Source organism: Variovorax sp. FG153 (genome assembly GCF_057809595.1).
Genome location: NZ_JBMDKG010000063.1, coordinates 21253 through 44273 on the forward strand (window position 1 = coordinate 21253; position 23021 = coordinate 44273).

A 23021-nucleotide genomic window follows, 5' to 3' on the forward strand; every position below is an offset into this window, starting at 1 on the left:
CGGTGGTTCTTCTGGGCGGGGTCAGGCGACGGCCTCGAGCGTCTCGGTCGAGGTGCGCAGCGCGCTCTCGGGCAGGCCGTTCTTCCACGGCAGGTCGACCGGGTAGGGCTTAAGCAGGCAGTCGTCGGGCAGCATCGCTATCGGCGCGAAGTCGCGGTGCGCGATGTACTCGGGACGCTTGTGGCGGCGGATGTGGTTGCTGACCGCGCACAGGCTCAGGTAGACGGCCACGCGGTTGAACGGCGACAGGTTGCTGCCCGAGGCATGCACCAGGCAGCTGTGGAACAGGATCATCGAACCGGCCGGGCCCTTGGGCGAGACGATGCCGCCGTCCTTGCCGCCGGCGCGATCCACCAGCTGGCGGATCAGCGCGTTGTCGACCGTCCACAGCGGGTAGCTGGTGGTCGTGAGGTCGTGCTTCGCGTCGACCACGCCCTTGCGGTGGCTGCCCGGGATGAACATCAGCGGGCCGTTGTGCTCGTTCACGTCGTCGAGAAAGATCGCGACGTTCATCGCGCGCTCGGTCGGCATCAGGTCGTCGTTGAGCCAGGTGCCGTAGTCCTGGTGCCATTGCCAGACGTCGCCCTCGAAGGCCATCTTGCCGTTGATCTTGAACTGGTGCATGTAGACCTCCTCCTCGAAGAGGTCGCGCACCGGGCCCACCATGCGCGGATGGCGCGCGAGCTTCGCGAAGGGCTCGCTGTAGAGGTGGGCCGCGAAGTTCGTGCGCACCGCGTCCGAGCCCTTCTCGCGCACGTTGAAGGCCTCGCGGCGGCCGTAGAGCTCGGGCACCGCGTCGGTCAGCACGCGGGTCTCCTCGGGGGAGAAATGGCCGGGAAAGAACAGGTAGCCGTCGCGCTCGAACTGCGCGCGTTGCTCGGGGGTCAGCTTCATGCGGTGTCTCCTTGGGTCGTGCGTGGGTGGGAAGGGATCGGGGAAGAGGGGGTGGATGCGCGCGCGAGCTGCTCGGCCAGGCGCCGGCCCAGCGCCTCGCTGGCCTGCGCCACGTGCTCCTCGCTCAGGCGCGCGGCCTCGCCGGCATCGCCCGCGGCGATGGCGGCCGCGATGGCCTCGTGTTCGTCCCACAGCGACTCGCGCTGCGGCTCGGCCTGCAGCACCGCGCCCATCGCGCGGCGCAGGTGGCGCCAGTGCTGGTCGGCGCTCTGCGCGATCAGCGGATTGCCCGAGGCCGCGTAGATGGCCTGGTGGAAGGCCATGTCGGCATCGATCATGGCCTCGACGTCGCGCCCGCCCGCGGCGCGGCGCCCGCGCTCCATCAGCTCGGGGTCGATGCGAAAGCGCTCGGCCGCCGCGAGCCGCGCGGCCAGCACGTCGAGCGCGCCGCGCACCTGGTAGACCTTGCGCATCCAGTCGGCGTCGAGCGGCGCCACCAGCACGCCGCGGCCCGGCGCGTCGTGCACGAAGCCGTCCTTCTTGAGCAGCCGCAGCGCCTGCAGCACCGGTTGGCGCGACACCGCGAGCCGCTGCGCGATGTCCTCCTGCGTGAGCCGCTCGCCGGGCGCGAGCTCGCCGCTGCTGATCGCGCCGAGCAGGGCGCGGTACACCTGGTCGACGAGGTCGGGCGCGACCTCGATGCTGACGAGCTGGGCGGGCATGGGTGACTCCGTTTCTGAACTCTGTATACAGAGTACGGAATCCGGCACGGCTGCGCAGCTAGGGTTTTCACCGGCGTGGCCGGTAGCACCCGCAATGCTCGCGTAACGCCCGGCCACACAATCCAGCCCGATTTCGACGGGTCTTTCCTTTCTTTCTTTCTTTCTTTTCAGGTCAGCTTTTCGCGACCTTCCGGGTGTACAACCCTCGCCCAATGCAAAACCAAGACAACAAAGCAACGCAGGACCCCCGCCACGCCTCGCCGGCCGGCCCCGCGCGCAGTCGCGCAGCCTGGCCCCGCCAGGGTGCCGTCCTGGGAGCGGCCCTGCTGCTGAGCGCCTGCACGCTCGGCCCCGACTTCAAGACGCCGGGCCTGCCGGCCGCCGCGCAGGGCGCCGACTACACGGCCTCGCCGATGCCCGGGCGCACCGCGCAGGCGCCGGTTCCGGGCGGCCAGTCGCAGCAACTGCTGCCGGGCCGGGACATTCCCGCGCAGTGGTGGGCCGTGTTCCGTTCCGAACCGCTCGACCGCCTGATCCGCGACGCGCTCGCGCAGAGCCCCACGCTGGCCTCGGCCCAGGCCACCTTGCGCCAGGCCCAGGCCAATTACGAGGCCCAGTCGGGCAGCCTGCTGTGGCCCCAGGTCAACGGCTCGCTGGGCGGCACGCGCGAGCGCGCCTCGCAGGTCACGACGCAGGTGCCCGGCGGCCAGCTGCTCACGCTCTACAACGCCCAGGTCAACGTCAGCTATGCGCTCGACGTCTTCGGCGGCAACCGCCGCGCGCTCGAGGGCGCGCAGGCCACGCTCGAGGCGCAGGGCTACCAGGTCGAGGCGGTCTACCTGACCCTGACCGGCAACCTCGTGACCACGGCGATCCGCGAGGCCGCGCTGCGCGCGCAGCTGCAGGCCACGCGCGAGGTGCTGCAGGCGCAGCAGCAGCAGCTCGACGTGATCGAAAAGCAGTTCGACACCGGCGCCATCCCGAAGTCGACCGTGCTGCAGCAGCGCACCCAGGTCGCGCAGACGCTGGCCACGATCCCGGCGATCGAGAAGTCGCTCGCGCAGACGCGCCATCAGCTCGCGGTCTACGCGGGCCGGCTGCCGAGCGAGGCCGGGCTGCCCGAGTTCGATCTCGCGAGCCTGAACCTGCCGGCCGAGCTGCCACTGTCGCTGCCCTCCGAGCTCGCGCGCCAGCGGCCCGACGTGCGCGCCAGCGAGGCCCGGCTGCACGCGGCCAGCGCCCAGATCGGCGTGGCCACGGCCAACCTCTATCCCAAGTTCAACCTCACCGGCAGCTACGGCAGCAGCGCCACGCGCTCGCGCGACCTGTTCCGCTCGGCCACCGATTTCTGGAGCGTGGGCGCCGCGCTCGCGCAGCCGATCTTCGATGGCGGCACGCTGCGCGCGCAGAAGCGCGCGGCGGTCGCGGCCTACGACGCGGCCGCGGCGCAATACCGCGACACCGTGCTCGGTGCCTTCCAGAACGTGGCCGATGCGCTGCGCGCGCTCGAGCTCGATGCCACGGCGCTGCAGACCCAGGCCACGGCCGAGTCGCTCGCCAGGCAGTCGCTCGACCTGGCGACCGCGCAGTTCCGCGCCGGTGCCGTCAGCTACGTGCAGCTGCTGACCGCGCAGCAGGCCTGGCTGCAGACGCACACCGCGCTGGTGCAGGCCCAGGCCGCGCGCCATGCCGACACCGCCGCGCTGTTCCAGGCGCTGGGCGGCGGCTGGTGGAACCGCGGCGAACTCGCCGACGCGACCATCGCCCCGGCCGCCGACACCGCATCCGCCCCGGCGCGGAACTGAATCCCGCCGCGGCATGAAAACCTCATGCCGCGGCACCCCATCCCTTCATCCATAACTCGAAGAGAAGCCTACCCATGACCCGGAGAATGATCATCATGATCGGCTGCGTGCTGCTGGTCGTTGCCGCGCTGGCGCTCGGCAAGTTCCTGCAGATCCGCGCGTTGATTGCCGCCGTGCCCAAGCCGGGCCCGCAGACCGTGTCGACGGTCGAGGTGCAGAAGCTGCAGTGGCAGTCCCAGTTCTCCGCGGTCGGCACGCTGAACCCGGTGCGCGGCGCCGACCTCGGCACCGAGGTGGCCGGGCTGGTGCGCCAGGTGCATTTCAAGTCCGGGCAGGACGTGAAGGCCGGCGCGCTGCTGGTCGAGCTCAACGCTGACTCCGACATCGCCCAGCTGCATGCGGCCGAGGCCGCCGCCGCGCAGGCCGCCACCGTGCTCAAGCGCGACCAGGCGCAGCTCGCGGTGCAGGCCGTGAGCCAGGCGCAGATCGATGCCGACACCAACGACCTCAAGGCCAAGCGCGCGCAGGTCGAGCAGCAGGCCGCGCTGGTGGCGAAGAAGTCGATCCGCGCGCCGTTCGCGGGCCGCCTGGGCATCACTTCGCTGAATCCGGGCCAGTACGTGAACGCGGGCGACAAGCTGGTCACCTTGCAGACGCTGGACCCGATCTACGTCGACTTCACGCTGCCGCAGCAGCAGCTCGCGGGGCTCGCGGTCGGCCAGGCGGTGAACCTCGCGGTCGATGCCTTCGCCGGCCAGGTCTTCAGCGGAAAGATCAATGCGATCAGCCCCAAGGTGGATGCCACCACGCGCAATGTGCAGGTGCAGGCCACCGTCTCGAACCCGAAGCAGCAACTGCTGCCGGGCATGTTCGCGACCGTGAAGATCGACATCGGCGGCGCGCGTGAACAGCTCACGCTGCCGTCCACCGCCGTCACCTACAACCCCTACGGCTCGACCGTGTTCGTGGTGAAGACGGCCGATGCCTTCAAGGCCGCGACCGCGCCCGCCGCCGGCGCATCGGGCGCCGCGCCGGCCGCGCCGGCCGCGCCGGCGGCCAATGCCAACGCGCCGAGCGGCGACCAGCTGGTCGCGCAGCAGGTCTTCGTCGAGACCGGCCCGACGCGCGGCGACCAGATCGCCATCGTCAAGGGCCTGGAGGCCGGCCAGGTGGTGGTGAGCAGCGGGCAGAACAAGCTGAAGAACGGCACGCCGGTGAAGGTCGACAACAGCGTCCAGCCGGCCAACAGCCCGAACCCGACGCCGCAGGAAAAGTGAGGCCGTCCGCATGAACTTCACCGACATCTTCATCCGCCGGCCCGTGCTGGCGATGGTGGTGAGCCTGCTGATCGTGGTCCTCGGGCTGCGCGCGCTGGCCGGCCTGCCGGTCAACCAGTATCCGAAGACCGAGAACGGCGTGGTCACCATCAGCACCGCCTACTACGGTGCCGACGCCGCCACGGTCGCGGGCTTCATCACGCAGCCGCTCGAGGCCGCCGTGTCGCAGGCCCAGGGCATCGACTACCTGTCGTCCTCGAGCAGCCTGGGCGTGTCGACCATCACCGCCACCCTGCGGCTGAACTACGACTCGAACCGCGCGCTGACCGAGATCAACACCCAGGTCAACTCGGTGCGCAACCAGCTGCCGCCGCAGGCGCAGCAGCCGGTGCTGACAGTGGCCACCGGCCAGACCACCGATGCCATGTACATCGGCTTCTACAGCGACACGCTGCCCAACAACAACGTCACCGACTTCCTGGTGCGCGTGGTGCAGCCCAAGCTCAATGCCATTCCCGGCGTGCAGACCGCCGAAATCCTCGGTGCGCGCACCTTCGCGCTGCGGGCCTGGCTCGATGCGCAGAAGATGGCCGCCTACGGCGTGACGGCGACCGACGTGAGCGCGGCGCTGGCCGCCAACAACTACCTCGCCGCCGTCGGCCAGAGCAAGGGCCAGATGGTGAGCGTGCCGCTCACCGCGGGCACCTCGCTGCACAGCGTGGACGAGTTCAAGCAGCTGTCCATCAAGAGCAGCAACGGCGCCATCGTGCGGCTGCAGGATGTGGCCAACGTGACGCTGGGCTCCGAGAACTACGACTTCAACGTCGCCTTCAACGGCGTGCGCTCGGTGTTCATCGGCATCAAGGTCGCGCCCGAGGCCAACATCCTCGACGTGGCCAAGCAGGTGCGCACCACCTTCCCCGAGCTGCAGGCCCAGCTGCCCAGCGGGCTGACCGGCAAGATCGTCTACGACTCGACCGACTTCATCAACACCTCGATCAGCGAGGTGATCAAGACGCTGGTCGAGGCGCTGCTGATCGTGACGGTGGTGATCTATCTCTTCCTGGGCAGCCTGCGCGCGGTGCTGGTGCCGGTGATCGCGATGCCGCTGTCGCTGATCGGCACCTTCTTCGTGATGCTGGCGCTGGGCTACTCGATCAACCTGCTCACGCTGCTGGCGCTGGTGCTGGCGATCGGGCTGGTGGTGGACGACGCCATCATCGTGGTGGAGAACGTCGACCGGCACATGCGCGAGGGCAAGTCGCCGATGCAGGCGGCGCTGCTCGCAGCGCGCGAGCTCGGCGGGCCCATTCTCGCGATGACCGTGGTGCTGGTGGCGGTGTACGTGCCCATCGGCTTCCAGGGCGGGCTGACCGGCTCGCTGTTCACCGAGTTCGCGTTCACGCTCGCGGGCGCCGTGGTGGTGTCGGGCGTGGTCGCGCTCACGCTGTCGCCGATGATGTGCTCGCGCATCTTCAAGCCCGAGCAGGACAGCGGCAAGTTCGCGACCAAGATCGAGCACGTCTTCGAGCGCGTGCACCACCGCTACGCGCTGATCCTGCGCGGCGTGCTGCGCACCTGGCCGGTGATGATCGTGATGGGGGTGATCCTCATCGGCCTCCTGTTCGTGATGTTCAAGATGTCGAAGTCCGAGCTGGCACCCGAGGAGGACCAGGGCATCGTGCTGTCGCAGGTGGTGGGCGCGCCCACGGCCACCATCACGCAGATGCAGACCTATGCCGACCAGATCTTCAAGGTCGCGCACGACACGCCCGAGTACGCGCAGCTGTTCCAGCTGACCGGCGTGCCGAGCACCAATGCCGGCATCGCCGGCGTGCTGCTCAAGCCCTGGGACCAGCGCACGCGCAGCGCGCACGACATCCAGGCCGACCTGCAGCAACGCTGGAACGGCATCGCGGGCGCCAAGGTGGTGGCCTTCCAGTTCCCGGCGCTGCCGGGCGCCTCGGGGCTGCCGGTGCAGTTCGTGATCAAGACCACCGAGCCGTTCGAGAACCTCAACACGCTCGCGCAGCAGATCATGGACAAGGCGCGCGCGGACGGAAAGTTCTACTACATCGACGCCGACCTCAAGATCGACCTGCCGCAGGCCACCGTGGTGGTCGACCGCGACAAGATCGCCTCGCTCGGCATCACGCAGCAGGACGTGGGCAACGCGCTGGGCGCGGCGCTCGGTGGCGGCTACGTCAACTACTTCTCGATCTCGGGCCGCTCCTACAAGGTGATCCCGCAGGTGCAGCAGGTGGACCGGCTCAACCCCTCGGACGTGCTGAACTTCTACATCAAGACGCCCAACGGCGTGGTGCCGGCCAGCACGGTCGCGAGCCTGAAGTACAGCGTGCAGCCCGAGACGGTGAACCACTTCCAGCAGCTCAACTCGGTGACGATCCAGGGCGTACCCAGCGGCACGCAGGGCGAGACGCTCGAGTACCTGCGCGGCGTGGTGCAGCAGCTCGCGCCCAGTGGCTACACGGTCGACTACGCGGGCCAGTCGCGCCAGTTCGTGCAGGAGTCGGGCAACTTCGCCATCACCTTCCTGTTCGCGCTGATCATCGTGTTCCTGGCGCTGGCGGCGCAGTTCGAGAGCTTCCGCGACCCGATCGTGATCCTGGTGTCGGTGCCGCTGGCGCTGTTCGGCGCCATGATCTTCATCTTCTGGGGCTTCGCCTCGATGAACATCTACACGCAGGTCGGGCTGGTGACGCTGATGGGCCTCATCAGCAAGCACGGCATCCTGATCGTCGAGGTGGCGAACCGGCTGCAGAAGCAGGGCCTGAGCAAGCTCGACGCCATCGTCGAGGCCTCGGGCACGCGGCTGCGCCCGATCCTGATGACGACGGCCGCCATGGTGTTCGGCGTGCTCCCGCTGGTGATCGCCTCGGGTGCCGGCGCGGCGGGCCGCAAGGCGATGGGCATCGTGATCTTCAGCGGGCTGTCGATCGGCACGCTGTTCACGCTGTTCGTGGTGCCGGCGATGTACCTGTTCATCGCGGCGCGGCACCAGAAGGAAGAGACCGGCCAGGCCGACGCGGTTGCGCCGCAGCAGCAGGTGGCGCCCGAGGCCTGAGCCGGCGCCCACGCGATGGATGAAGGGCCCGCGGTCGCGAAGACCGCGGGCTTCTTTTTTGGGGGATCTCCCCGCGTCCGCCGCCTTGCCCGCGCGCTTTCAACTGCGCGACACTAGGCCCATGCAACTCCCCACCTACGACGATGTCACCGCCGCGGCCGCGCGGCTCGAAGGCCATGCCCACCGCACGCCGGTGCTGCGATCCAGCACCGCCGATGCCCGCTGGGGCGCCCGGTTCTTCTTCAAGTGCGAGAACTTCCAGCGCATGGGCGCGTTCAAGTTCCGTGGTGCCTTCAATGCCTTGTCGAAGTTCGACGCCGAGCAGCGCAAGGGTGGCGTGATCGCCTTCTCGTCGGGCAACCATGCGCAGGCGATCGCGCTCGCCGCGCGCCTGCTGGCCATGCCCGCGGTGATCGTGATGCCCAAGGACGCGCCGGCCGCCAAGCTCGCGGCCACGCGCGGCTACGGCGCCGAGGTGGTGCAGTACGACCGCTTCACCGAGGACCGCGAGGCGCTGACGCGCCGGCTCGCCACCGAGCGCGGCATGACGCTGATCCCGCCCTACGACCATCCCGACGTGCTCAGCGGCCAGGGCACGGCCGTGAAGGAACTGATCGAGGAGACCGGCCCGCTCGACCACCTGTTCGTCTGCCTCGGCGGCGGCGGGCTGCTGTCGGGCTCGGCGCTGTCGGCGCGCGCGCTCGCGCCCGGCTGCAAGGTCTACGGCGTCGAGCCCGAGGCCGGCAACGACGGCCAGCAATCGTTCCGTGCGGGCAGCATCGCGCACATCGACACGCCCAAGACCATCGCCGACGGCGCGCAGACCCAGCACCTGGGCGAGTACACCTTCGGCATCATCCGGCGCGACGTCGACGACATCTTCACGGTCAGCGATGCGCAGCTCGTGGAGGCGATGCGCTTCTTCGCCGAACGCATGAAGATGGTGGTCGAGCCCACGGGCTGCCTCGCGTTCGCGGCCGCCTGCGCGGCGGGTTCGCTGATCGCGGGCCAGCGCGTGGGCGTGCTGATCAGCGGCGGCAACGTGGACCTGGGGCGCTACGCGGCGCTGCTCGGCGGCACCGCCTAGGGTCGTTGCCAGACGACGCGGCGCGCGTTCTCGCCGCATTCGAGCAACTGCCGGTAGGCCGGCGCATCGAAACCCGGCAGCTCGAACAGCCAGGCCTCGAAGCGCGCGAAGCCGCCGGCCAGCGTGGTGACCGCCATCAGCGGCTGCGCGCCGTCGCGCTGCGCGCAGGGCTCGATCCACACGCGCGGCAGGCCCTCGGCCATGGTCTGCGAGCGCACCGCGATGGCATCGATGGCCGCGAGCTCGACACGGGTCTGCACGTTGCCCTGGCGCACCAGCATCAGTGCGTCGCTGCCGAGCGCGATGCGCGCGCCGTCGTAGGGCGATTGCGACGGGGCGGCCGGTCCCTTGCCGCGCAGCGCGCCGCGCGCCCGCTGGAACGCGCGCAGCGAACGGCTGCCGAAGATGTAGGCCGTGCCCACCGCGTAGAAGACGGCCTGGAAGCCGATGAAGGCGATCGTCGCCGGGCCCACGCCGTTGGCGTTGCGCGTGGAAATCAAGGTCCAGAGCGCGAAGGCGCTGGCGACGGCCGCGACCGCGCTGATCGCGCCCCAGAGCCAGGCCGCCGCGCGGCTGCCGCGCAGCGCGGCCAGGAACACCAGCGCATAGACGGCCAGCCGGATGCCGATCATCGAACTGGGCCGCATGGCCACCTGCCACAGCTCGGTGGCGACGTAGATCGCCGCGATCGCGGCCAGCGGCCAGGGCGCGCGCACCGTTCAGCCGACGCGGATGCCCGCGGCCGTGAGATGCAGCAGCCGGTCGGCGCGCGCGGCCGCGCTCTCCGAATGCGTGACCAGCACCAGCGAGGCGCCATGCTCGCGCGTCTGCGCGATCAGCAGGTCCATGACCTTGGCGGCGGTCGAGGGATCGAGGTTGCCCGTGGGTTCGTCGGCCAGCAGCAGCGCGGGCCGGTGCACCAGCGCGCGCGCGATCGCCACGCGCTGCAGCTGGCCGCCCGAGAGCGTCTGCGGCAGCCGCGCGCCCATGCCCGGCAGGCCCACGGCCTCGAGCATGCGCGCGATGCGCGCCTCGTCGCGGCGCTCGCCGAGCAGCATCAGCGGCAGCGCGACGTTCTGCGCCACGTCGAGGTGCGGCAGCACGTGGAAGGCCTGGAACACGAAGCCCACGTGGCGCCGGCGCCAGAGCGCGCAGGCCTCGGCGTCGAGCGCGCCGATGTCGGTGCCGTCGTGCACCACGCTGCCGGTGTCCCAGCGGTCGAGGCCGGCCATGCAGTTGAGCAGCGTGGACTTGCCGACGCCCGATTCGCCGACGATGGCGACGAACTCGCCGGGCTCGATCGCGAGGCTGACGTGTTCGAACACCGGCGCCTGGCCGTAGTGCTTGCCCAGGTCGGAGATGCGCAGGGTCATGGGAGGAGCGTGGGCGCGATGAGGCGCACCGCCGACGGCAGCGCGTCGAGCGCGTCGCAGGCGATCACGGTGCGGTGGGGCATGCCGCGCAGCCAGGTGACCTGGCGCTTGGCGAGCTGGCGCGTGGCGGCGATGCCGCGTTCGCGCAGGTCCTGCAGGGCGGCGGCATCGGGCGGGTCGGCGGCGTCGAGGGTCTCCCAGGCCTGCCGGTAACCGACGCAGCGCATCGAGGGCAGCTCGGGCGAGAGGTCGCCGCGCGCGCGCAGCGCACGCACCTCGTCGAGGAAGCCCGCGGCCAGCATGGCGTCGAAGCGCTGCGCGATGCGCGCATGCAGCCAGGCGCGGTCGGCGGGCTCGAGCGAGAACAGCCGGCCGCCCTCGACGCCGCGCGTGGACTTGCTGTCGCTGCCATGGAAGTGCGACAGCGGCTGGCCGCTGCTCTCGTACACCTCGAGCGCGCGCTGGATGCGCTGGCTGTCCTGCGGCGCGAGCCGCGCGGCCGTGACCGGATCGACCTGCGCGAGCCGCGCATGCATCGCGGGCCAGCCGAGTTCGGCGGCCTCGGCATCGATGCGCGCGCGCACCGCGGCATCGGCCGCCGGCATCGCGTCGATGCCGTCGAACAGCGCCTTGAAGTACAGCATGGTGCCGCCCACCAGCAGCGGCATCGCGCCGCGCGCGCGGATCTCGTCGATCAGCCGCGCCGCATCGGCCACGAAGGCCGCCGCGCTGTAGCTCTCGCGCGCATCGAGGATGTCGATCAGGTGGTGCGGCACCGCGCGCAGCTCGTCGGCGCTGGGCTTGGCGGTGCCGATGTCCATGCCGCGGTAGACCAGCGCCGAGTCGACGCTGACGATCTCCACCGGGTGTTCGCGTGCGAGTGCCAGCGCGACGGCGGTCTTGCCAGAGGCGGTGGGGCCGGCGAGGGCGATGAAGCGGGGTGGATCGGGGGGAGAGGAAAAGGGACCCATGAAGGGGTCGAGCGTAGCAAATGGAGGGGACGAAGACGGGAACGGACTTCCGGACGCAGAGGACGCGAAGGTCTCGCGAAGGACGCAAAAGGAAAGCAAGGAGATTTTTTTGAATTTCTCTTTCGCGCTCTTCGCGAGACCTTCGCGTCCTTTGCGTCCGGCTGTTGTGTTTCTATCTCAGCTCGTCTCGCGCATCCGCCGTATGTCGCGCAGCGGCGGCGCCCCGAACAGCCGCGCATATTCGCGGCTGAACTGCGAGGCGCTCTCGTAGCCCACGCGCACGCCCGCGGTGCCGGCGTCGATGCCCTGGTTCAGCATCAACTGCCGCGCTTCCTGCAGCCGCAGCTGCTTGAGGTACTGCATCGGGCTCATGCCCGCCACGGCGCGGAAATGCTGGCGGAAGGTCGAGGGGCTCATGTTCGCGGAGGCCGCCAGTTCGTCGGCCAGCACGTTGCGCGTGAAGTTGAGCTTGAGCCAGGCCATGCTCTGCGCCACCTGCTGGCTCGGCGAGCCGATCGCCACCAGGCGCTGCAGCTGCGGGCCGTGGCGGCCCGCGAGCAGCCGCACCATGATCTCGCGCTGCAGCAGCGGCGCGAGCTGCGGGATCAGCCGCGGCTCGGCGAGCAGGTCGACCAGCCGCGTCACGGCGCCGAGCAGCGTGGGGTCGAGGTCGCCGAGCGACATGGCGCGCTGGTTGCCGTCCCGGGGCGGCGGGGGCAGCGCCATCTCGGCGGCCAGTTGCACGATCGCGCGCGGATCGAGCTGCAACGCCAGGCCGACGAAGGGCTGCGCCGCGCTGGCGCGGGTGATGTGCGAGACCACGGGCAGGTCGGCCGTGGTCAGCAGCGACTGGCCCGCGGCATAGTCGAACACCTCGTCGCCGAGCGCCACGCGTTTCTGCCCGCTGACCGTGATGCCGAGGCCGAAACCGTAGAGGCAGTGCAGCGGCGCGGTCATCGCGCTGCGGCGGTGCAGCGAGAGCGCGGGAATGGCCGTGAGGTAGTCGCCGTCGGCCTGCGCGGTGCGCGCGACGGCGCGCTGCAGGTCGTCGAGCACGGCCGGGGAATCCAGCCGCGCGGGCTCGGCGAGGTCCATCTGGATCCTTTCGAAGTACAGGTCGCGAAAAGTCTAGCCCGGGGCGTTCGCGCGGCGCGCATTTCCGCCGCAGTCTCGGTGTTTCAGGCAAGAACGCGAGCGAATCAGGCAAACGCGCGGCCGGGCTACGCCCCACACTCGCCGTCGAATCAGGCAACTCTCCTTCCCCACGATTTCCACGATGAACACAGAAAAGATCGCTTCCGTCACCGCCTCGCTCGCGCTGGCCCTGGGCCTCGGCGTGGGCACCCTGTGGCCGCGCCAGGCCGACGCCAGCCTCGCGCTGGCCCAGAAGTACGCCTGCGTCGCCTGCCACCAGCCCGCCACCAAGGTGGTGGGCCCGTCCTGGAAGGACATCGGCGCGAAGTACGGCGACGGCAAGGGCACGGCCGCGCAGCTCGCGGCCAGCATCAAGGCCGGCAGCTCGGGCAAATGGGGCCCGATGCCGATGCCGCCGCAGGCCCAGGTGCCCGATGCCGACCTGCAGGCGCTCGCGCAATGGCTGCTCGACGGCGCCAAGTGAATCCCGTTCCCCCATCCACCCACGGAGAAAACAAGCAATGACTGCGCTCCACGTCAATGGCCGTGACCACACGGTCGATGCCGATCCCGGCACGCCCATCCTCTGGGCCCTGCGCGACACGCTGGGCATGACCGGCACCAAGTTCGGCTGCGGCGCCGCGCTGTGCGGCGCCTGCACCGTGCACCTCGACGGCCAGGCGATCCGCTCGTGCATCACGCCGATCGCCGCCGCCGACGGCAAGAAGATCACCACCATCGAACGCATGACCGACGGCAGCGACCGCGTCGGCGCGGCCGTGCACGCCGCCTGGGTGCGACACGACGTCGCGCAGTGCGGCTACTGCCAGAGCGGCCAGATCATGAGCGCGACCGCCTTCCTGCAGTCGCTGCCCGCGGGCAAGCAGCCCAGCGCCGACGAGATCGACTCGGCCATGGCCGGCAACATCTGTCGATGCGGCACCTATGCGCGCATCCGCGCGGCCGTGGCCGATGCAGCCCGCAACCTCGCCTGAAGGAAAAGCCATGCTGCCCCACATCGACTACCACGACCTGCCGCGTTCGCTGCAGCGCCTGATGGCCCGCCCCGCGGCCGACGAGCCCGCCGCGCTGCCGCGCCGCAGCTTCCTCAAGATCGTCGGCGCGAGCGGCTTCGCGCTCGGCACCTTCCCGCACCTGGCCCTGGCGCAGGCCGGCGGCGCGGCCCCGGCGGCCGGCGGCCTCAAGCCGACGCAACAGCCGCTGGCCTTCGTGCAGATCGCGCCCAACGGCGAGGTCATGGTGACCATCAACCGGCTCGAGTTCGGCCAGGGCGTGCAGACCGGCCTGCCGATGATCCTGGCCGAGGAGCTCGACGCCGACTGGGCCCTGGTGCGCAGCCGCAGCGGTACCAACGACGCCGCCTATGCCGACCCCTTCTTCGGCATGCACCTGACCGGCGGCTCGAACACCATCAAGAACAGCTTCGTGCAGTACCGCGAGCTCGGCGCCCGCGCCCGCGCCATGCTGCTGTCGGCAGCGGCGGCGCGCTGGAAGGTCGATGCCTCCACCCTGCGCACGCAGGCCGGCACGGTGCTCGGCCCGGGCGGGCGCAAGGCGAGCTACGGCGAACTGGCCGAGGCGGCGATGGCGCTGCCGGTGCCCGAGAAGGTGGTGCTCAAGGACCCGAAGGACTTCCGCATCATCGGCCGCCCGACCCAGCGCCTCGACGCGGCCGCCAAGAGCAGCGGCCGGCAGGACTTCGGCATCGACGTGAAGCACCCGGGCCAGCTCACGGCGGTGGTGGCCCATCCGCCGGTGTTCGGCGCCCGCCTGGCGTCGGTGGACGACAGCGCCGCGCGCGCCGTCAAGGGCGTGAAGGCGGTCGTGCGCATTCCGTTGGACCGTGGCGCCGAGGGCGTGGCCGTGGTGGCCGACGGCTACTGGCCCGCCAAGCTGGGCCGCGACGCGCTCAAGCTGCAGTGGGACACGGCCGCCGTCGAGAAGGTCGACTCCGACAAGCAGCTGGCCCAGTATCGCGAACTGGCCGGCCGTCCCGGCAACCGCAAGTTCGACGCCGACATGGCGCCGCTGGCCAATGCGCCGCGCAAGCTCGAGGCCGAGTTCGTGTTTCCCTACCTGGCGCATGCGCCGATGGAGCCGCTGAACTGCACCGTGAAGCTGTCGGACGGGCGTGCCGAGCTGTGGGTCGGCACCCAGTCCGCCGACCTCGACGGCATCGCCGCGGCGCGCGCACTGAAGCTCGAGCCCGCGCAGGTGAAGGTCAACGTGCAGATGGCGGGCGGCGGCTTCGGCCGCCGCTTCGTGAGCACCAGCGACTTCGTGGTCGAGGCCTGCGAGATCGCCAAGGCCACGCGCGCCGCCGGCCTCGACGTGCCGGTGCGGCTGCTGTGGAGCCGCGAGGACGACATCAAGGGCGGCTACTACCGGCCGATGCACCTGCATCGCGCGCGCATCGGCTTCGACGAGCGCGGTCGCATCCTGGCCTGGGACCATGTCATCGTGGGCCAGTCCATCACCGCGGGCACGGTGTTCGCGGGCGCCATGGTGAAGGACGGCATCGACGCCACGGCGGTCGAGGGCATGCGCGATCCCTATCCGCTGCCGATGCGCCTGACGGTGCACCATCCGCAGCTCAACGTGCCGGTGCTGTGGTGGCGCAGCGTGGGTTCGACCCACACCGCCTTCGTGATGGAGACGCTGATCGACGAGATCGCGCGCAGCACCAAGCAGGACCCGGTGGCCTATCGCATGCAGCTGTTCGGCGACAAGCATCCGCGCCATCGCGCCGCGCTGCAGCTGGCCGTCGACAAGAGCGGCTACGGCAAGAAGAAGCTCGCGGACGGCCGCGCCTGGGGCGTGGCGGTGCACGAGTCCTTCGAATCGGTGGTGGCCTACGTGGTGGAAGCCTCGGTCAAGGACGGCCAGCCGGTGTTGCACCGCGTGACCAGCGGCGTGCAGTGCAACCTGGCCGTCAATCCGCGCAGCGTGGAAGCGCAGGTGCAGGGCGCGGCGGTGATGGGGCTGTCGACCTGCCTCCCGGGCAGCGCGATCACCTTGAAGGACGGCGTGGTGCAGCAGGGCAACTTCGGCGACTTCACGGTGGCGCGCATCACGCAGGTGCCGGAGTTCGACATCCACATCGTGCCGAGCGCCGATGCGCCCAAGGGGATGGGGGAGCCGGGCCTGCCGCCGCTGGCGCCCGCTTTCGCCAATGCCGTGGCGCAGTTGACGGGCAAGCCGCTGCGGCGGCTGCCGTTCGAGCTGGTCTGAGGTCCTAGATCGCGGCGGGCGCGCTGTTCTCGCGCGCCTGGCCGCGCACGTCCTGCGGCGACACCGCGGGCGGCAGCGCCGGCGAGGGCGGCGACAGCTTGGGCTGGTTGCGTGCCACCATGTTGTCGGGCTTCATGCGGAACAGCTGCGTGAGCGCCGCGCGGTACTGGGCCTCGCCGACCGAGTTGGTGTTGTGGTGCGAGCCGCCTTCCACCAGCACGAACAGCTTGGGCACGGTGGCCGCGTCGTAGAGCTTGCGGCCCAGGGTCGGGTTGATCAGGCTGTCGGCGGTGCCGTGCACCACCAGCAGCGGCGCGCCGATGTCCTTGACCTTGTCGATCGCCTCGAAGCGCTGGGTGATGAAGGGACGGAAGGGCAGCCAGCCCCACTTGAAGCTGCCGACCACGTCGGCGATCGAGGTGAAGGTGCTCTCGACGATGGTGCCGCTCTCGTCGTTCACGCGCGCCGCCAGGTCGATGCCGATGGCGCCGCCCAGCGAGTGGCCGAAGATGTAGCGGTGCTGGCGCGGATGGCGCGCGGCCAGCCAGGTCCAGGCGGCGCGGGCATCCTCGCGCGCCGACTCTTCCGAGGGCAGTCCCTTGGAGCTCTTGCCGAAGCCGCGGTAGTCGATGGCCAGCACCGAGAAACCGAGTTCGTGCATGCGCTGGATGCGCGGGGCCGAGCCCGCCACGTTGTAGCGCGCGCCGTGCAGGTACAGCAGCACCGGGGTCTCGGTGGTCTCGGGCTCGCCGCCGAGCCACAGGCCGTGCAGGCGCGCGGGCTCGCCCGTGATGGAGGACTGGAAGTCGATCCACACGTCCTGCATGCCCTGGGCCATGGTGGCGGTGTTGCCCCAGCTGCGGTCGCTGGGCTGGAAGATCCATTCGCGCTGCTGCTCGTCGAAGGTCGAGCAGCCGGCGGCAAGAATGGCGCAAAGCGAAAGGACTGACGCGAGGAGGGTCCAGCGTTTCATCATGGGAGTGAGGGACAGCGATGCCGGCGAAAAAGTTCATCTGCCTGCTGCCGAAACACGCCGACGTGCGTTTCGACACCTCCCTGACCAGCGCCTTGTGGCGTCTTTGGCGAACTCACCATGCAACGTGCGTGCCCGCCATGCGGATGACGGCCCCAAACCCGGAAAAACCCTCAAAAAGCCGCCAATTGGCGGCTTTTGGGACGGCTTTTGGTGCGGATTCGGCTCAGCGCCCGCGCATGAACAGGGCGTCGAGCTCGCGGATCGAGAGCTGGCGCCAGGTCGGGCGGCCGTGGTTGCACTGGTCCGAACGCTCGGTCGCCTCCATCTGGCGTAACAAGGCGTTCATTTCGTCGAGCGTGAGCTTGCGGTTGGCGCGCACCGCGCCGTGGCAGGCCATGGTCGACAGCAATTCGTTCTGGGCCCGCTGCACCACGGTGCTCGCATCGTGCTGCGACAGCTCGGCCAGCACGCTGCGCGCCAGCTCGACCGGGTCGCCGTCGGCCAGCGTGCCGGGCACCGCGCGCACCGCCAGGGTGCGCGGCGAGAAGGGCGTGATCTCCAGGCCCAGGGTGGCGAGCACGGCGGTGCAGGCCTCGGCCGTGGCCACTTCCTGCGGCGTGGCGGCGAAGGTGGCTGGGATCAGCAACGGCTGGCTCGAGATGGCGGCGCCGTCGAGCTGGGTCTTCAGGCGCTCGTAGACGATGCGCTCGTGGGCCGCGTGCATGTCGACCACGATCAGGCCCTGGCTGTTCTCGGCCAGGATGTAGATGCCCTGCAACTGCGCCAGCGCGCGGCCCAGCGGCCAGGCCTCGTCGTTGTGGGCCAGCGACTGGGGCTCGGCCGCCAGGCCCGCGGGGGCCTGGAAGGGCGCGGCCGGGGCCTGGGTGCCGAAGGCGGCGGCGGGCGCCGCGCCGACGCCGGAATCGGACAGCACGGGCCAGTGGGCCGAGGCCGACTCGGGCGCCAGCAGGGTCTCGCTGGCGCGCCGCGGCCACATGGCCTCGAAATCGCCGGCGCCGCGTTCGGCGGCCCTGAAGTTGATGGCCGGTTGCGACCACGAGCCGGTCGTGACCGGCGACACCGGCTTGAAGAAGGGCTGCTGCGCCTGGGCCGCCTGCGTGGCGTCGCCGGCGCGCGGCGCGGCCAGCGCGTTCTCGACCGCGTGGCGCACCGCCTGGTGCACCTCGCGGCCGTCGCGGAAGCGCACCTCGATCTTGGTCGGGTGCACGTTCACGTCGACGCGCGCGGGGTCGATCTCGAGGTAGAGCACGTAGACCGGCTGGCGCTGGCCGTGCAGCACGTCCTCGTAGGCGCTGCGCACCGCGTGCGACAGCACCTTGTCGCGCACGAAACGGCCGTTGACGTAGAAGAACTGGTGGTCGGCGCGCGAGCGCGCCGCATCGGGGATGCCGGCGCGGCCGACCACGCGCACCGGTCCGCCCACATGCTCGACGACGACGCTCTGCGCCACGAAATCCTCGCTGAGCGCATCGCCCAGGCGTTGCTCGCGCTGCTCGCTGGCGCGCCATTGCTCGACCAGCTTGCCGTCGTGCCAGACCGAGAAGCCCACGTCGGGCCGCGCCAGCGCATGGCGGCGCACCGCCTCGATGCAGTGGGCGAGCTCGGTGGCATCGGTCTTGAGGAACTTGCGCCGCGCCGGGGTCGCGAAGAACAGCTCGCGCACCTCGACCGTGGTGCCGCGCGAACGCGCCACCGGGCGCAGTTCGCCCGTGCGGCCGTCGAGCGACCAGGCGCCGTCGGCACCCACCGCGCGCGACTGCAGGCTCAGCTCGGCGATCGCGTTGATGGCGGCCAGCGCCTCGCCGCGAAAGCCCATGGTGCCGACCGTCTCGAGGTCGTTGAGGCTCGCGATCTTGCTGGTGGCATGGCGCCGCAGCGCCACCACGAGCTCCTCGCGCGGGATGCCCAGGCCGTCGTCCTCGATCGAGATCAGCCGCACGCCGCCGGCCGCCAGTCGCACCGTGACCTGCGTCGCGCCCGCGTCGAGCGCGTTGTCGAGCAGCTCGCGCACCACCGAGGCCGGGCGCTCGACCACCTCGCCCGCGGCGATCTGGCTGATCAGCTCGTCGGGGAGTTCGCGGATCGGGCGGCGTTCGGCGGGGGGGAGGGAGGAGGTGGGAAGGGCGCTCACCGAACCATTCTAGAAGCTGGCCCGGACCGGCCTCCCGGGCGGCGCATCGGCTGTATTTGCAGCGCTTATACGGCCTCGCAACCGATCTCATTGGCGCTCGCGCGGCGCTCTCCCTAAGCTGCGGCCGCTCCACGAGAACGCCCTTCGAGAAAGACCCCAATGACCACCCGCCCCCTCCGTTCCGCCGCCTGGTTCGACAACCCCGAGCACAGCGAACTCTCGGTCCTCCACTTGGCCTGGTACCTCAACTACGGCCTGACGCGCGAGGAGCTGCAGTCCGGCCGCCCCATCATCGCGATCGCGCAGAGCGGCTCCGACCTGACGCCGTGCAACCGCCACCACCGCGAGCTCGCGCAGCGCGTGCGCGACGGCATCCGCGAGATAGGCGGCATCGCGATGGAATTCCCGATGCACCCGATCCAGGAGAACGGCCGCCGGCCCACGGCCGCGCTCGACCGCAACCTGGCCTACCTGGGCCTGGTCGAGACGCTGACCGGCTACCCGATCGACGGCGTGGTGCTCACCACCGGCTGCGACAAGACCACCCCGGCCGCGCTGATGGCCGCGGCCACCGCGAACATCCCGGCCATCGTGCTGTCGGGCGGGCCGATGCTCAACGGCTGGCACGACGGGCAGCGCACCGGCACCGGCACCACGCTGTTCAAGGCGCGCGAGCTGTTCGCCAAGGGCAGCATCGATTTCCCGGGCTACATCGACCTGGTCGGCTCCACCGTGCCCTCGATCGGCCACTGCAACGTGATGGGCACGGCCTCGACCATGAATGCGCTGGCCGAGGCGCTGGGCATGAGCCTGCCGGGCTGCGCCGCGATTCCGGCGCCGTACCGCGAGCGTGGGCAGATGGCCTACGAGACCGGGCGGCGCATCGTGCAGATGGTGCGCGAGGACCTCAAGCCCTCGGATATCCTCACGCGCGCGGCCGTCGAGAACGCGATCGTCGTCAACTCGGCGATCGGCGGCTCGACCAATGCGCCGATCCACCTGATCGCGATCGCCAAGCACGCGGGCGTGGACCTGGCCATCCAGGACTGGGAGAGCGTGGGGCTCGAGGTGCCGCTGCTGCTCGACATGCAGCCGGCCGGCAAGTACCTGGGCGAGGAGTTCTACCGCGCCGGCGGCGTGCCGGCCGTGGTGGCCGAGCTGCATCGCCACGGGCTGATCCGCGAGGGCGCGCTCACGGTCACGGGCCGCACGCTGGCGCAGAACTGCGCGCAGGCGCCGGTGAAGGACGCCGACGTGATCCGCCCCTTCGAGGCGCCGCTGCGACAGAACGCCGGCTTCCTCGTGATGTCGGGCAACCTGTTCGACAGCGCGATCATGAAGACCAGCGTGATCTCGGACGAGTTCAGGGCACGCTACCTGAGCGCGCCCGGCGACCCCGACGCCTTCGTCGGCCGCGCCATCGTGTTCGACGGCCCCGAGGACTACGAGCGCCGCATCGAGGACCCGGCGCTCGACATCGACGCCTCCTGCATCCTGTTCATGCGCGGCGTGGGGCCGATCGGGCATCCGGGCTCGTCGGAGGTGGTGAACATGCGCGCGCCCGCGCACCTCCTGAAGAGCGGCGTCTCGGCGCTGCCCTGCATCGGCGACGGCCGGCAGTCGGGCACCTCGGGCTCGCCCTCGATCCTCAATGCCTCGCCCGAGGCCGCGGCGGGCGCGGGCCTGGCGCTGCTGCGCACCGGCGACCGCGTGCGCGTGGACCTGAAGGCGCGCCGCGTCGACATGCTGGTGGACGAAGAAGAACTGCGCTCCCGCGCGCGCCAGCTCGAGGCCGCGGGCGGCTACCCGATCCCCGCGAGCCAGACGCCGTGGCAGGAGATCCAGCGCGCGATGGTCGACACGCTGTCCGAGGGCATGGTGCTCAAGCCGGCCGTCAAGTACCAGCGCGTGGCGCAGACCGCGGGGATTCCGCGCCGCAACCACTAGCCCGAACAAGCCTCATCAGAAGAACCAAGGAGACGACGATGAATCCCTACAGCCCCCTGGTCGGCGCGGCCGTCCACAAGGCGCGCTGGCGCCTGCTGCCGATGCTGATCCTCATGTACATCATGTCGATCCTCGACCGCGTCAACGTCGGCTTCGCGAAGAACGCGCTGCAGATCGACACCGGCCTCAGCGACGGCGCCTTCGCGCTCGGCGCCGGCATCTTCTTCGTGAGCTACGCCCTCTTCGAGGTGCCGAGCAACGTGATCATGACGCGCATCGGTCCGCGCATCTGGCTCAGCCGGATCATGGTGAGCTGGGGCCTGGTGGCCTCGGCCATGATGTTCGCGACCACCGAGACCTCGTTCTACCTGCTGCGCTTCCTGCTCGGCATCGCCGAGGCCGGCTTCTACCCGGGCGTGCTGCTCACGCTGACCTACTGGTTCCCGGCCAGGGTGCGGGCGCAGGCCAACGGCATCCTGCTGTTCGGCTTCGCGGGCGCGCTGGTGATCGGCGGGCCAGTCTCGGGCGCGCTGCTCGAGATGCACGGCATCGGCGGACTCAAGGGCTGGGAGTGGATGTTCCTGATCGAGGGCGCGATGGCGGTGGTGGTCGGCATCTGGGCCTTCTTCGTGATCGTCGACCGGCCGCATGCCGCGAAGTGGCTCGCGAGCGCGGAGCAGGACGCGCTGCAGGCCGTGCTCGACCAGGAGGCGGCGCAGAAGGCGGCCGGCAGCCCGCAGACCGTGATGCAGACCTTGCGCAACCCGAAGGTGATGTTCTTCGCGCTGAACTTCTTCATCGTGCAGATCGCGGCCTACGGCCTGATCTTCTACCTGCCGAGCCAGGTGTCGCAGATCCTCGGCCAGAAGATCGGGCTGATGGTGGGCTTCGTGACCAGCATCCCGTGGCTGCTGGCGCTGTTCGTCGTCTACTTCGTCACGCGCTGGTCGGACCGGCACCACGAGCGGCGGCGCCTCACGGTGGCCTCGCTCTACACGGTGTTCGGCGTGTGCGTGTGCCTGTCGGCACACGGTTCGCCGATCTTCGCGATCGCGGCCTTGTCGATCGGCGCTTCGACCTACCTGTCGGGCACGCCGATCTTCTATGCCTTCCTGTCGGAGCGCCTCTCGGGCCTGGGCATCGCCACCGGCATCGCGCTGGTGAATTCCATCGGCAATCTCGGCGGCTTCGTGGCGCCGAACCTGCGCACCTATGTCGAGCAGAACCATGGCGGTTCGGCCGCGGGCCTCTACACGCTGGGCGGCGCGGCGCTGCTCGCGGCCCTGATGCTGGCGCTGATGCCCAGGGGCTGGCGCACGGTGATCGCCGTGCCGCGCGAGGCCTCGCGGCCCGGCACGGCGCTCGAAGGCTCGGCGCTGCCGCGCGCCTGAGGCCGGCTCAGAGCGACAGCCGCCAGGCGCGCGCGAGCGCCTGCATCGCGCAGTCGACCTCGGGGCGCCGCAGCGCGCCCGCGAGGCAGACGAAGCGCAGGTCGCTCTCGATGCCGACCTGGTCGGCGATCACCAGCCCGTCGCGCTGGCTGGCGCGCAGCGCCACCGCGTCGCGCGCCAGCGAGATGCCCACGCCCGCGCGCACCAGCGCGAGCATCGACGACTCCTGGTCGGCCTGCGCCGCCTTCTTCAGCACCAGCCCGCGCGCCTGCAGCACCGGCGCCAGCAGCCGCGAATGCGAGGAAGTCGCCGGCGCCAGCACCCAGGGCAGGCAGCTCAGGTCGGGCCAGTCGCGGCCCATCACCTGCGGCCCCCAGCCCGGCGGGCCGATCACCTGGTAGCTGAAGCGCGTGAGCACCGTCGAATGGAAGGCCTTGCCCTCGCTGCGGCGCGAGGCCGAGCTGGCCTGCGGCAGGTCGCTCGCTTCGGGATCGCCGAGGTAGAAGCCGACGTCGACCTCCTTGTTCAGCAGCTTCGCGAGCACCTCGCCGCTGGTGCCGTGGTGCAGCTCGGTCTCGAGCTCGGGCGCCAGCGTCACCAGCTCCTTGAGCAGGCCGCTCAGGCGCGTGAACTCGGGGTCGAGGATGGTGCCGATGCGCAGCGCGCCGCGCACGCCGCCCTTCATGCGCTCGGCGGCGATCGCGAAATCGTTGAGGCCTTCGAGCGCGTGTTCCGCGTGGTTGAGCAGCGCCGCGCCGTCGCGCGTCAGCAGCAGGCCGGTGGGCGTGCGCTGGAACAGCTCGAGCTCGACCAGCGCGCCGAGCTCCTTGAGTTGCAGGCTGACCGCCGGCTGCGTGAGGAAGAGGCGCTGCGCGCCTTTGGACACCGATCCCTCGCGCGCGACGGCCACGAAGGCCTGCAGCAGCCGCGGGTCGATCTTCTTCATGCGGCGCGC

At 70.5% G+C, this 23021-nt stretch carries 18 protein-coding genes; 9 read left to right on the plus strand and 9 right to left on the minus strand.

Annotated features, from left to right (window positions below; genetic code table 11):
• Positions 1-21: 21 nt before the first annotated feature.
• Together ACODT0_RS38320 and ACODT0_RS38325 are read right to left on the minus strand one after the other, a co-directional pair.
• Positions 22-894, minus strand: a complete 873-nt coding sequence (locus ACODT0_RS38320; protein ID WP_057596854.1) for a phytanoyl-CoA dioxygenase family protein — start codon at positions 892-894, stop codon at positions 22-24.
• Positions 891-1616 (minus strand): GntR family transcriptional regulator, encoded by a 726-nt coding sequence (locus ACODT0_RS38325; RefSeq protein ID WP_057596853.1) that lies wholly within the window; start codon positions 1614-1616, stop codon positions 891-893. The genes ACODT0_RS38320 and ACODT0_RS38325 overlap by 4 nt, the downstream gene beginning before the upstream one ends.
• A gap of 212 nt (positions 1617-1828) precedes the next feature.
• Here ACODT0_RS38325 and ACODT0_RS38330 point away from each other — a divergent pair, with 212 nt between their 5' ends.
• The 4 genes from ACODT0_RS38330 (at position 1829) to ACODT0_RS38345 (ending at position 8870) form a co-directional block, all read left to right on the plus strand.
• Complete coding sequence (locus ACODT0_RS38330; RefSeq protein WP_413762955.1) at positions 1829-3421, plus strand: efflux transporter outer membrane subunit; 1593 nt, start codon at positions 1829-1831, stop codon at positions 3419-3421.
• A gap of 74 nt (positions 3422-3495) precedes the next feature.
• A complete protein-coding gene (locus ACODT0_RS38335) occupies positions 3496-4698 on the plus strand; it encodes an efflux RND transporter periplasmic adaptor subunit (RefSeq protein ID WP_489043690.1) in 1203 nt (400 codons plus the stop codon).
• 10 nt (positions 4699-4708) lie between these two features.
• A complete protein-coding gene (locus ACODT0_RS38340) occupies positions 4709-7783 on the plus strand; it encodes an efflux RND transporter permease subunit (protein WP_057596851.1) in 3075 nt (1024 codons plus the stop codon).
• A gap of 121 nt (positions 7784-7904) precedes the next feature.
• Positions 7905-8870: a threo-3-hydroxy-L-aspartate ammonia-lyase gene (locus ACODT0_RS38345; RefSeq protein ID WP_489043691.1), complete on the plus strand. Its 966-nt coding sequence runs from the start codon at positions 7905-7907 to the stop codon at positions 8868-8870.
• Here ACODT0_RS38345 and ACODT0_RS38350 read toward each other — a convergent pair.
• The 4 genes from ACODT0_RS38350 to ACODT0_RS38365 form a co-directional block, all read right to left on the minus strand.
• Positions 8867-9586 (minus strand): hypothetical protein, encoded by a 720-nt coding sequence (locus ACODT0_RS38350; RefSeq protein WP_489043692.1) that lies wholly within the window; start codon positions 9584-9586, stop codon positions 8867-8869. The genes ACODT0_RS38345 and ACODT0_RS38350 overlap by 4 nt on opposite strands.
• 3 nt (positions 9587-9589) lie before the next feature.
• Positions 9590-10243, minus strand: a complete 654-nt coding sequence (locus tag ACODT0_RS38355) for an ABC transporter ATP-binding protein (RefSeq protein ID WP_296739884.1) — start codon at positions 10241-10243, stop codon at positions 9590-9592.
• Positions 10240-11214 (minus strand): tRNA (adenosine(37)-N6)-dimethylallyltransferase MiaA, encoded by a 975-nt coding sequence (miaA, locus tag ACODT0_RS38360; RefSeq protein ID WP_489043693.1) that lies wholly within the window; start codon positions 11212-11214, stop codon positions 10240-10242. The genes ACODT0_RS38355 and miaA overlap by 4 nt, the downstream gene beginning before the upstream one ends.
• Positions 11215-11391: 177 nt before the next feature.
• Entirely contained in the window at positions 11392-12309 is a 918-nt protein-coding gene (locus tag ACODT0_RS38365; protein ID WP_082321742.1) for an AraC family transcriptional regulator, read from the minus strand.
• 181 nt (positions 12310-12490) lie between these two features.
• On the opposite strand from ACODT0_RS38365, the gene ACODT0_RS38370 reads away from it, so the two are divergent.
• From ACODT0_RS38370 to ACODT0_RS38380, 3 genes are read left to right on the plus strand one after another with little or no spacing between them, the layout of a single operon-like run.
• Positions 12491-12832, plus strand: a complete 342-nt coding sequence (locus tag ACODT0_RS38370) for a c-type cytochrome (protein ID WP_296739882.1) — start codon at positions 12491-12493, stop codon at positions 12830-12832.
• A 37-nt stretch (positions 12833-12869) separates the two neighbouring features.
• Positions 12870-13343, plus strand: coding sequence for a (2Fe-2S)-binding protein (locus tag ACODT0_RS38375; RefSeq protein WP_057596845.1), 474 nt, complete (start codon positions 12870-12872; stop codon positions 13341-13343).
• A 10-nt stretch (positions 13344-13353) separates the two neighbouring features.
• Complete coding sequence (locus tag ACODT0_RS38380) at positions 13354-15600, plus strand: xanthine dehydrogenase family protein molybdopterin-binding subunit (RefSeq protein WP_489043694.1); 2247 nt, start codon at positions 13354-13356, stop codon at positions 15598-15600.
• A 4-nt stretch (positions 15601-15604) separates the two neighbouring features.
• Here ACODT0_RS38380 and ACODT0_RS38385 read toward each other — a convergent pair whose 3' ends face one another.
• Positions 15605-16573, minus strand: a complete 969-nt coding sequence (locus ACODT0_RS38385) for an alpha/beta hydrolase (protein ID WP_057596858.1) — start codon at positions 16571-16573, stop codon at positions 15605-15607.
• A 226-nt stretch (positions 16574-16799) separates the two neighbouring features.
• Positions 16800-18728 carry a DNA mismatch repair endonuclease MutL gene (gene mutL, locus ACODT0_RS38390; RefSeq protein ID WP_479670309.1) on the minus strand — a complete coding sequence of 643 codons (1929 nt, stop codon included), beginning with the start codon at positions 18726-18728 and terminating at the stop codon, positions 16800-16802.
• A gap of 159 nt (positions 18729-18887) precedes the next feature.
• Here mutL and ACODT0_RS38395 point away from each other — a divergent pair, with 159 nt between their 5' ends.
• Both ACODT0_RS38395 and ACODT0_RS38400 read left to right on the plus strand, forming a co-directional pair.
• Positions 18888-20675, plus strand: coding sequence for an IlvD/Edd family dehydratase (locus ACODT0_RS38395; RefSeq protein WP_489043695.1), 1788 nt, complete (start codon positions 18888-18890; stop codon positions 20673-20675).
• 38 nt (positions 20676-20713) lie between these two features.
• Positions 20714-22066 carry an MFS transporter gene (locus tag ACODT0_RS38400; protein WP_489043696.1) on the plus strand — a complete coding sequence of 451 codons (1353 nt, stop codon included), beginning with the start codon at positions 20714-20716 and terminating at the stop codon, positions 22064-22066.
• A 7-nt stretch (positions 22067-22073) separates the two neighbouring features.
• On the opposite strand, the gene ACODT0_RS38405 is transcribed toward ACODT0_RS38400, so the two are convergent.
• Complete coding sequence (locus ACODT0_RS38405; RefSeq protein ID WP_422096529.1) at positions 22074-23012, minus strand: LysR family transcriptional regulator; 939 nt, start codon at positions 23010-23012, stop codon at positions 22074-22076.
• Positions 23013-23021: the final 9 nt, after the last annotated feature.

Excerpts from the sequence above, each read along its gene's own strand:
- ACODT0_RS38320 (WP_057596854.1), bottom strand. The coding sequence starts at position 894 with ATGAAGCTGACCCCCGAGCAACGCGCGCAGTTCGAGCGCGACGGCTAC.
- ACODT0_RS38325 (WP_057596853.1), bottom strand. The coding sequence starts at position 1,616 with ATGCCCGCCCAGCTCGTCAGCATCGAGGTCGCGCCCGACCTCGTCGAC.
- ACODT0_RS38330 (WP_413762955.1), top strand. The coding sequence starts at position 1,829 with ATGCAAAACCAAGACAACAAAGCAACGCAGGACCCCCGCCACGCCTCG.
- ACODT0_RS38335 (WP_489043690.1), top strand. The coding sequence starts at position 3,496 with ATGACCCGGAGAATGATCATCATGATCGGCTGCGTGCTGCTGGTCGTT.
- ACODT0_RS38340 (WP_057596851.1), top strand. The coding sequence starts at position 4,709 with ATGAACTTCACCGACATCTTCATCCGCCGGCCCGTGCTGGCGATGGTG.
- ACODT0_RS38345 (WP_489043691.1), top strand. The coding sequence starts at position 7,905 with ATGCAACTCCCCACCTACGACGATGTCACCGCCGCGGCCGCGCGGCTC.
- ACODT0_RS38355 (WP_296739884.1), bottom strand. The coding sequence starts at position 10,243 with ATGACCCTGCGCATCTCCGACCTGGGCAAGCACTACGGCCAGGCGCCG.
- miaA (WP_489043693.1), bottom strand. The coding sequence starts at position 11,214 with ATGGGTCCCTTTTCCTCTCCCCCCGATCCACCCCGCTTCATCGCCCTC.
- ACODT0_RS38365 (WP_082321742.1), bottom strand. The coding sequence starts at position 12,309 with ATGGACCTCGCCGAGCCCGCGCGGCTGGATTCCCCGGCCGTGCTCGAC.
- ACODT0_RS38370 (WP_296739882.1), top strand. The coding sequence starts at position 12,491 with ATGAACACAGAAAAGATCGCTTCCGTCACCGCCTCGCTCGCGCTGGCC.
- ACODT0_RS38375 (WP_057596845.1), top strand. The coding sequence starts at position 12,870 with ATGACTGCGCTCCACGTCAATGGCCGTGACCACACGGTCGATGCCGAT.
- ACODT0_RS38380 (WP_489043694.1), top strand. The coding sequence starts at position 13,354 with ATGCTGCCCCACATCGACTACCACGACCTGCCGCGTTCGCTGCAGCGC.
- ACODT0_RS38385 (WP_057596858.1), bottom strand. The coding sequence starts at position 16,573 with ATGAAACGCTGGACCCTCCTCGCGTCAGTCCTTTCGCTTTGCGCCATT.
- ACODT0_RS38395 (WP_489043695.1), top strand. The coding sequence starts at position 18,888 with ATGACCACCCGCCCCCTCCGTTCCGCCGCCTGGTTCGACAACCCCGAG.
- ACODT0_RS38400 (WP_489043696.1), top strand. The coding sequence starts at position 20,714 with ATGAATCCCTACAGCCCCCTGGTCGGCGCGGCCGTCCACAAGGCGCGC.
- ACODT0_RS38405 (WP_422096529.1), bottom strand. The coding sequence starts at position 23,012 with ATGAAGAAGATCGACCCGCGGCTGCTGCAGGCCTTCGTGGCCGTCGCG.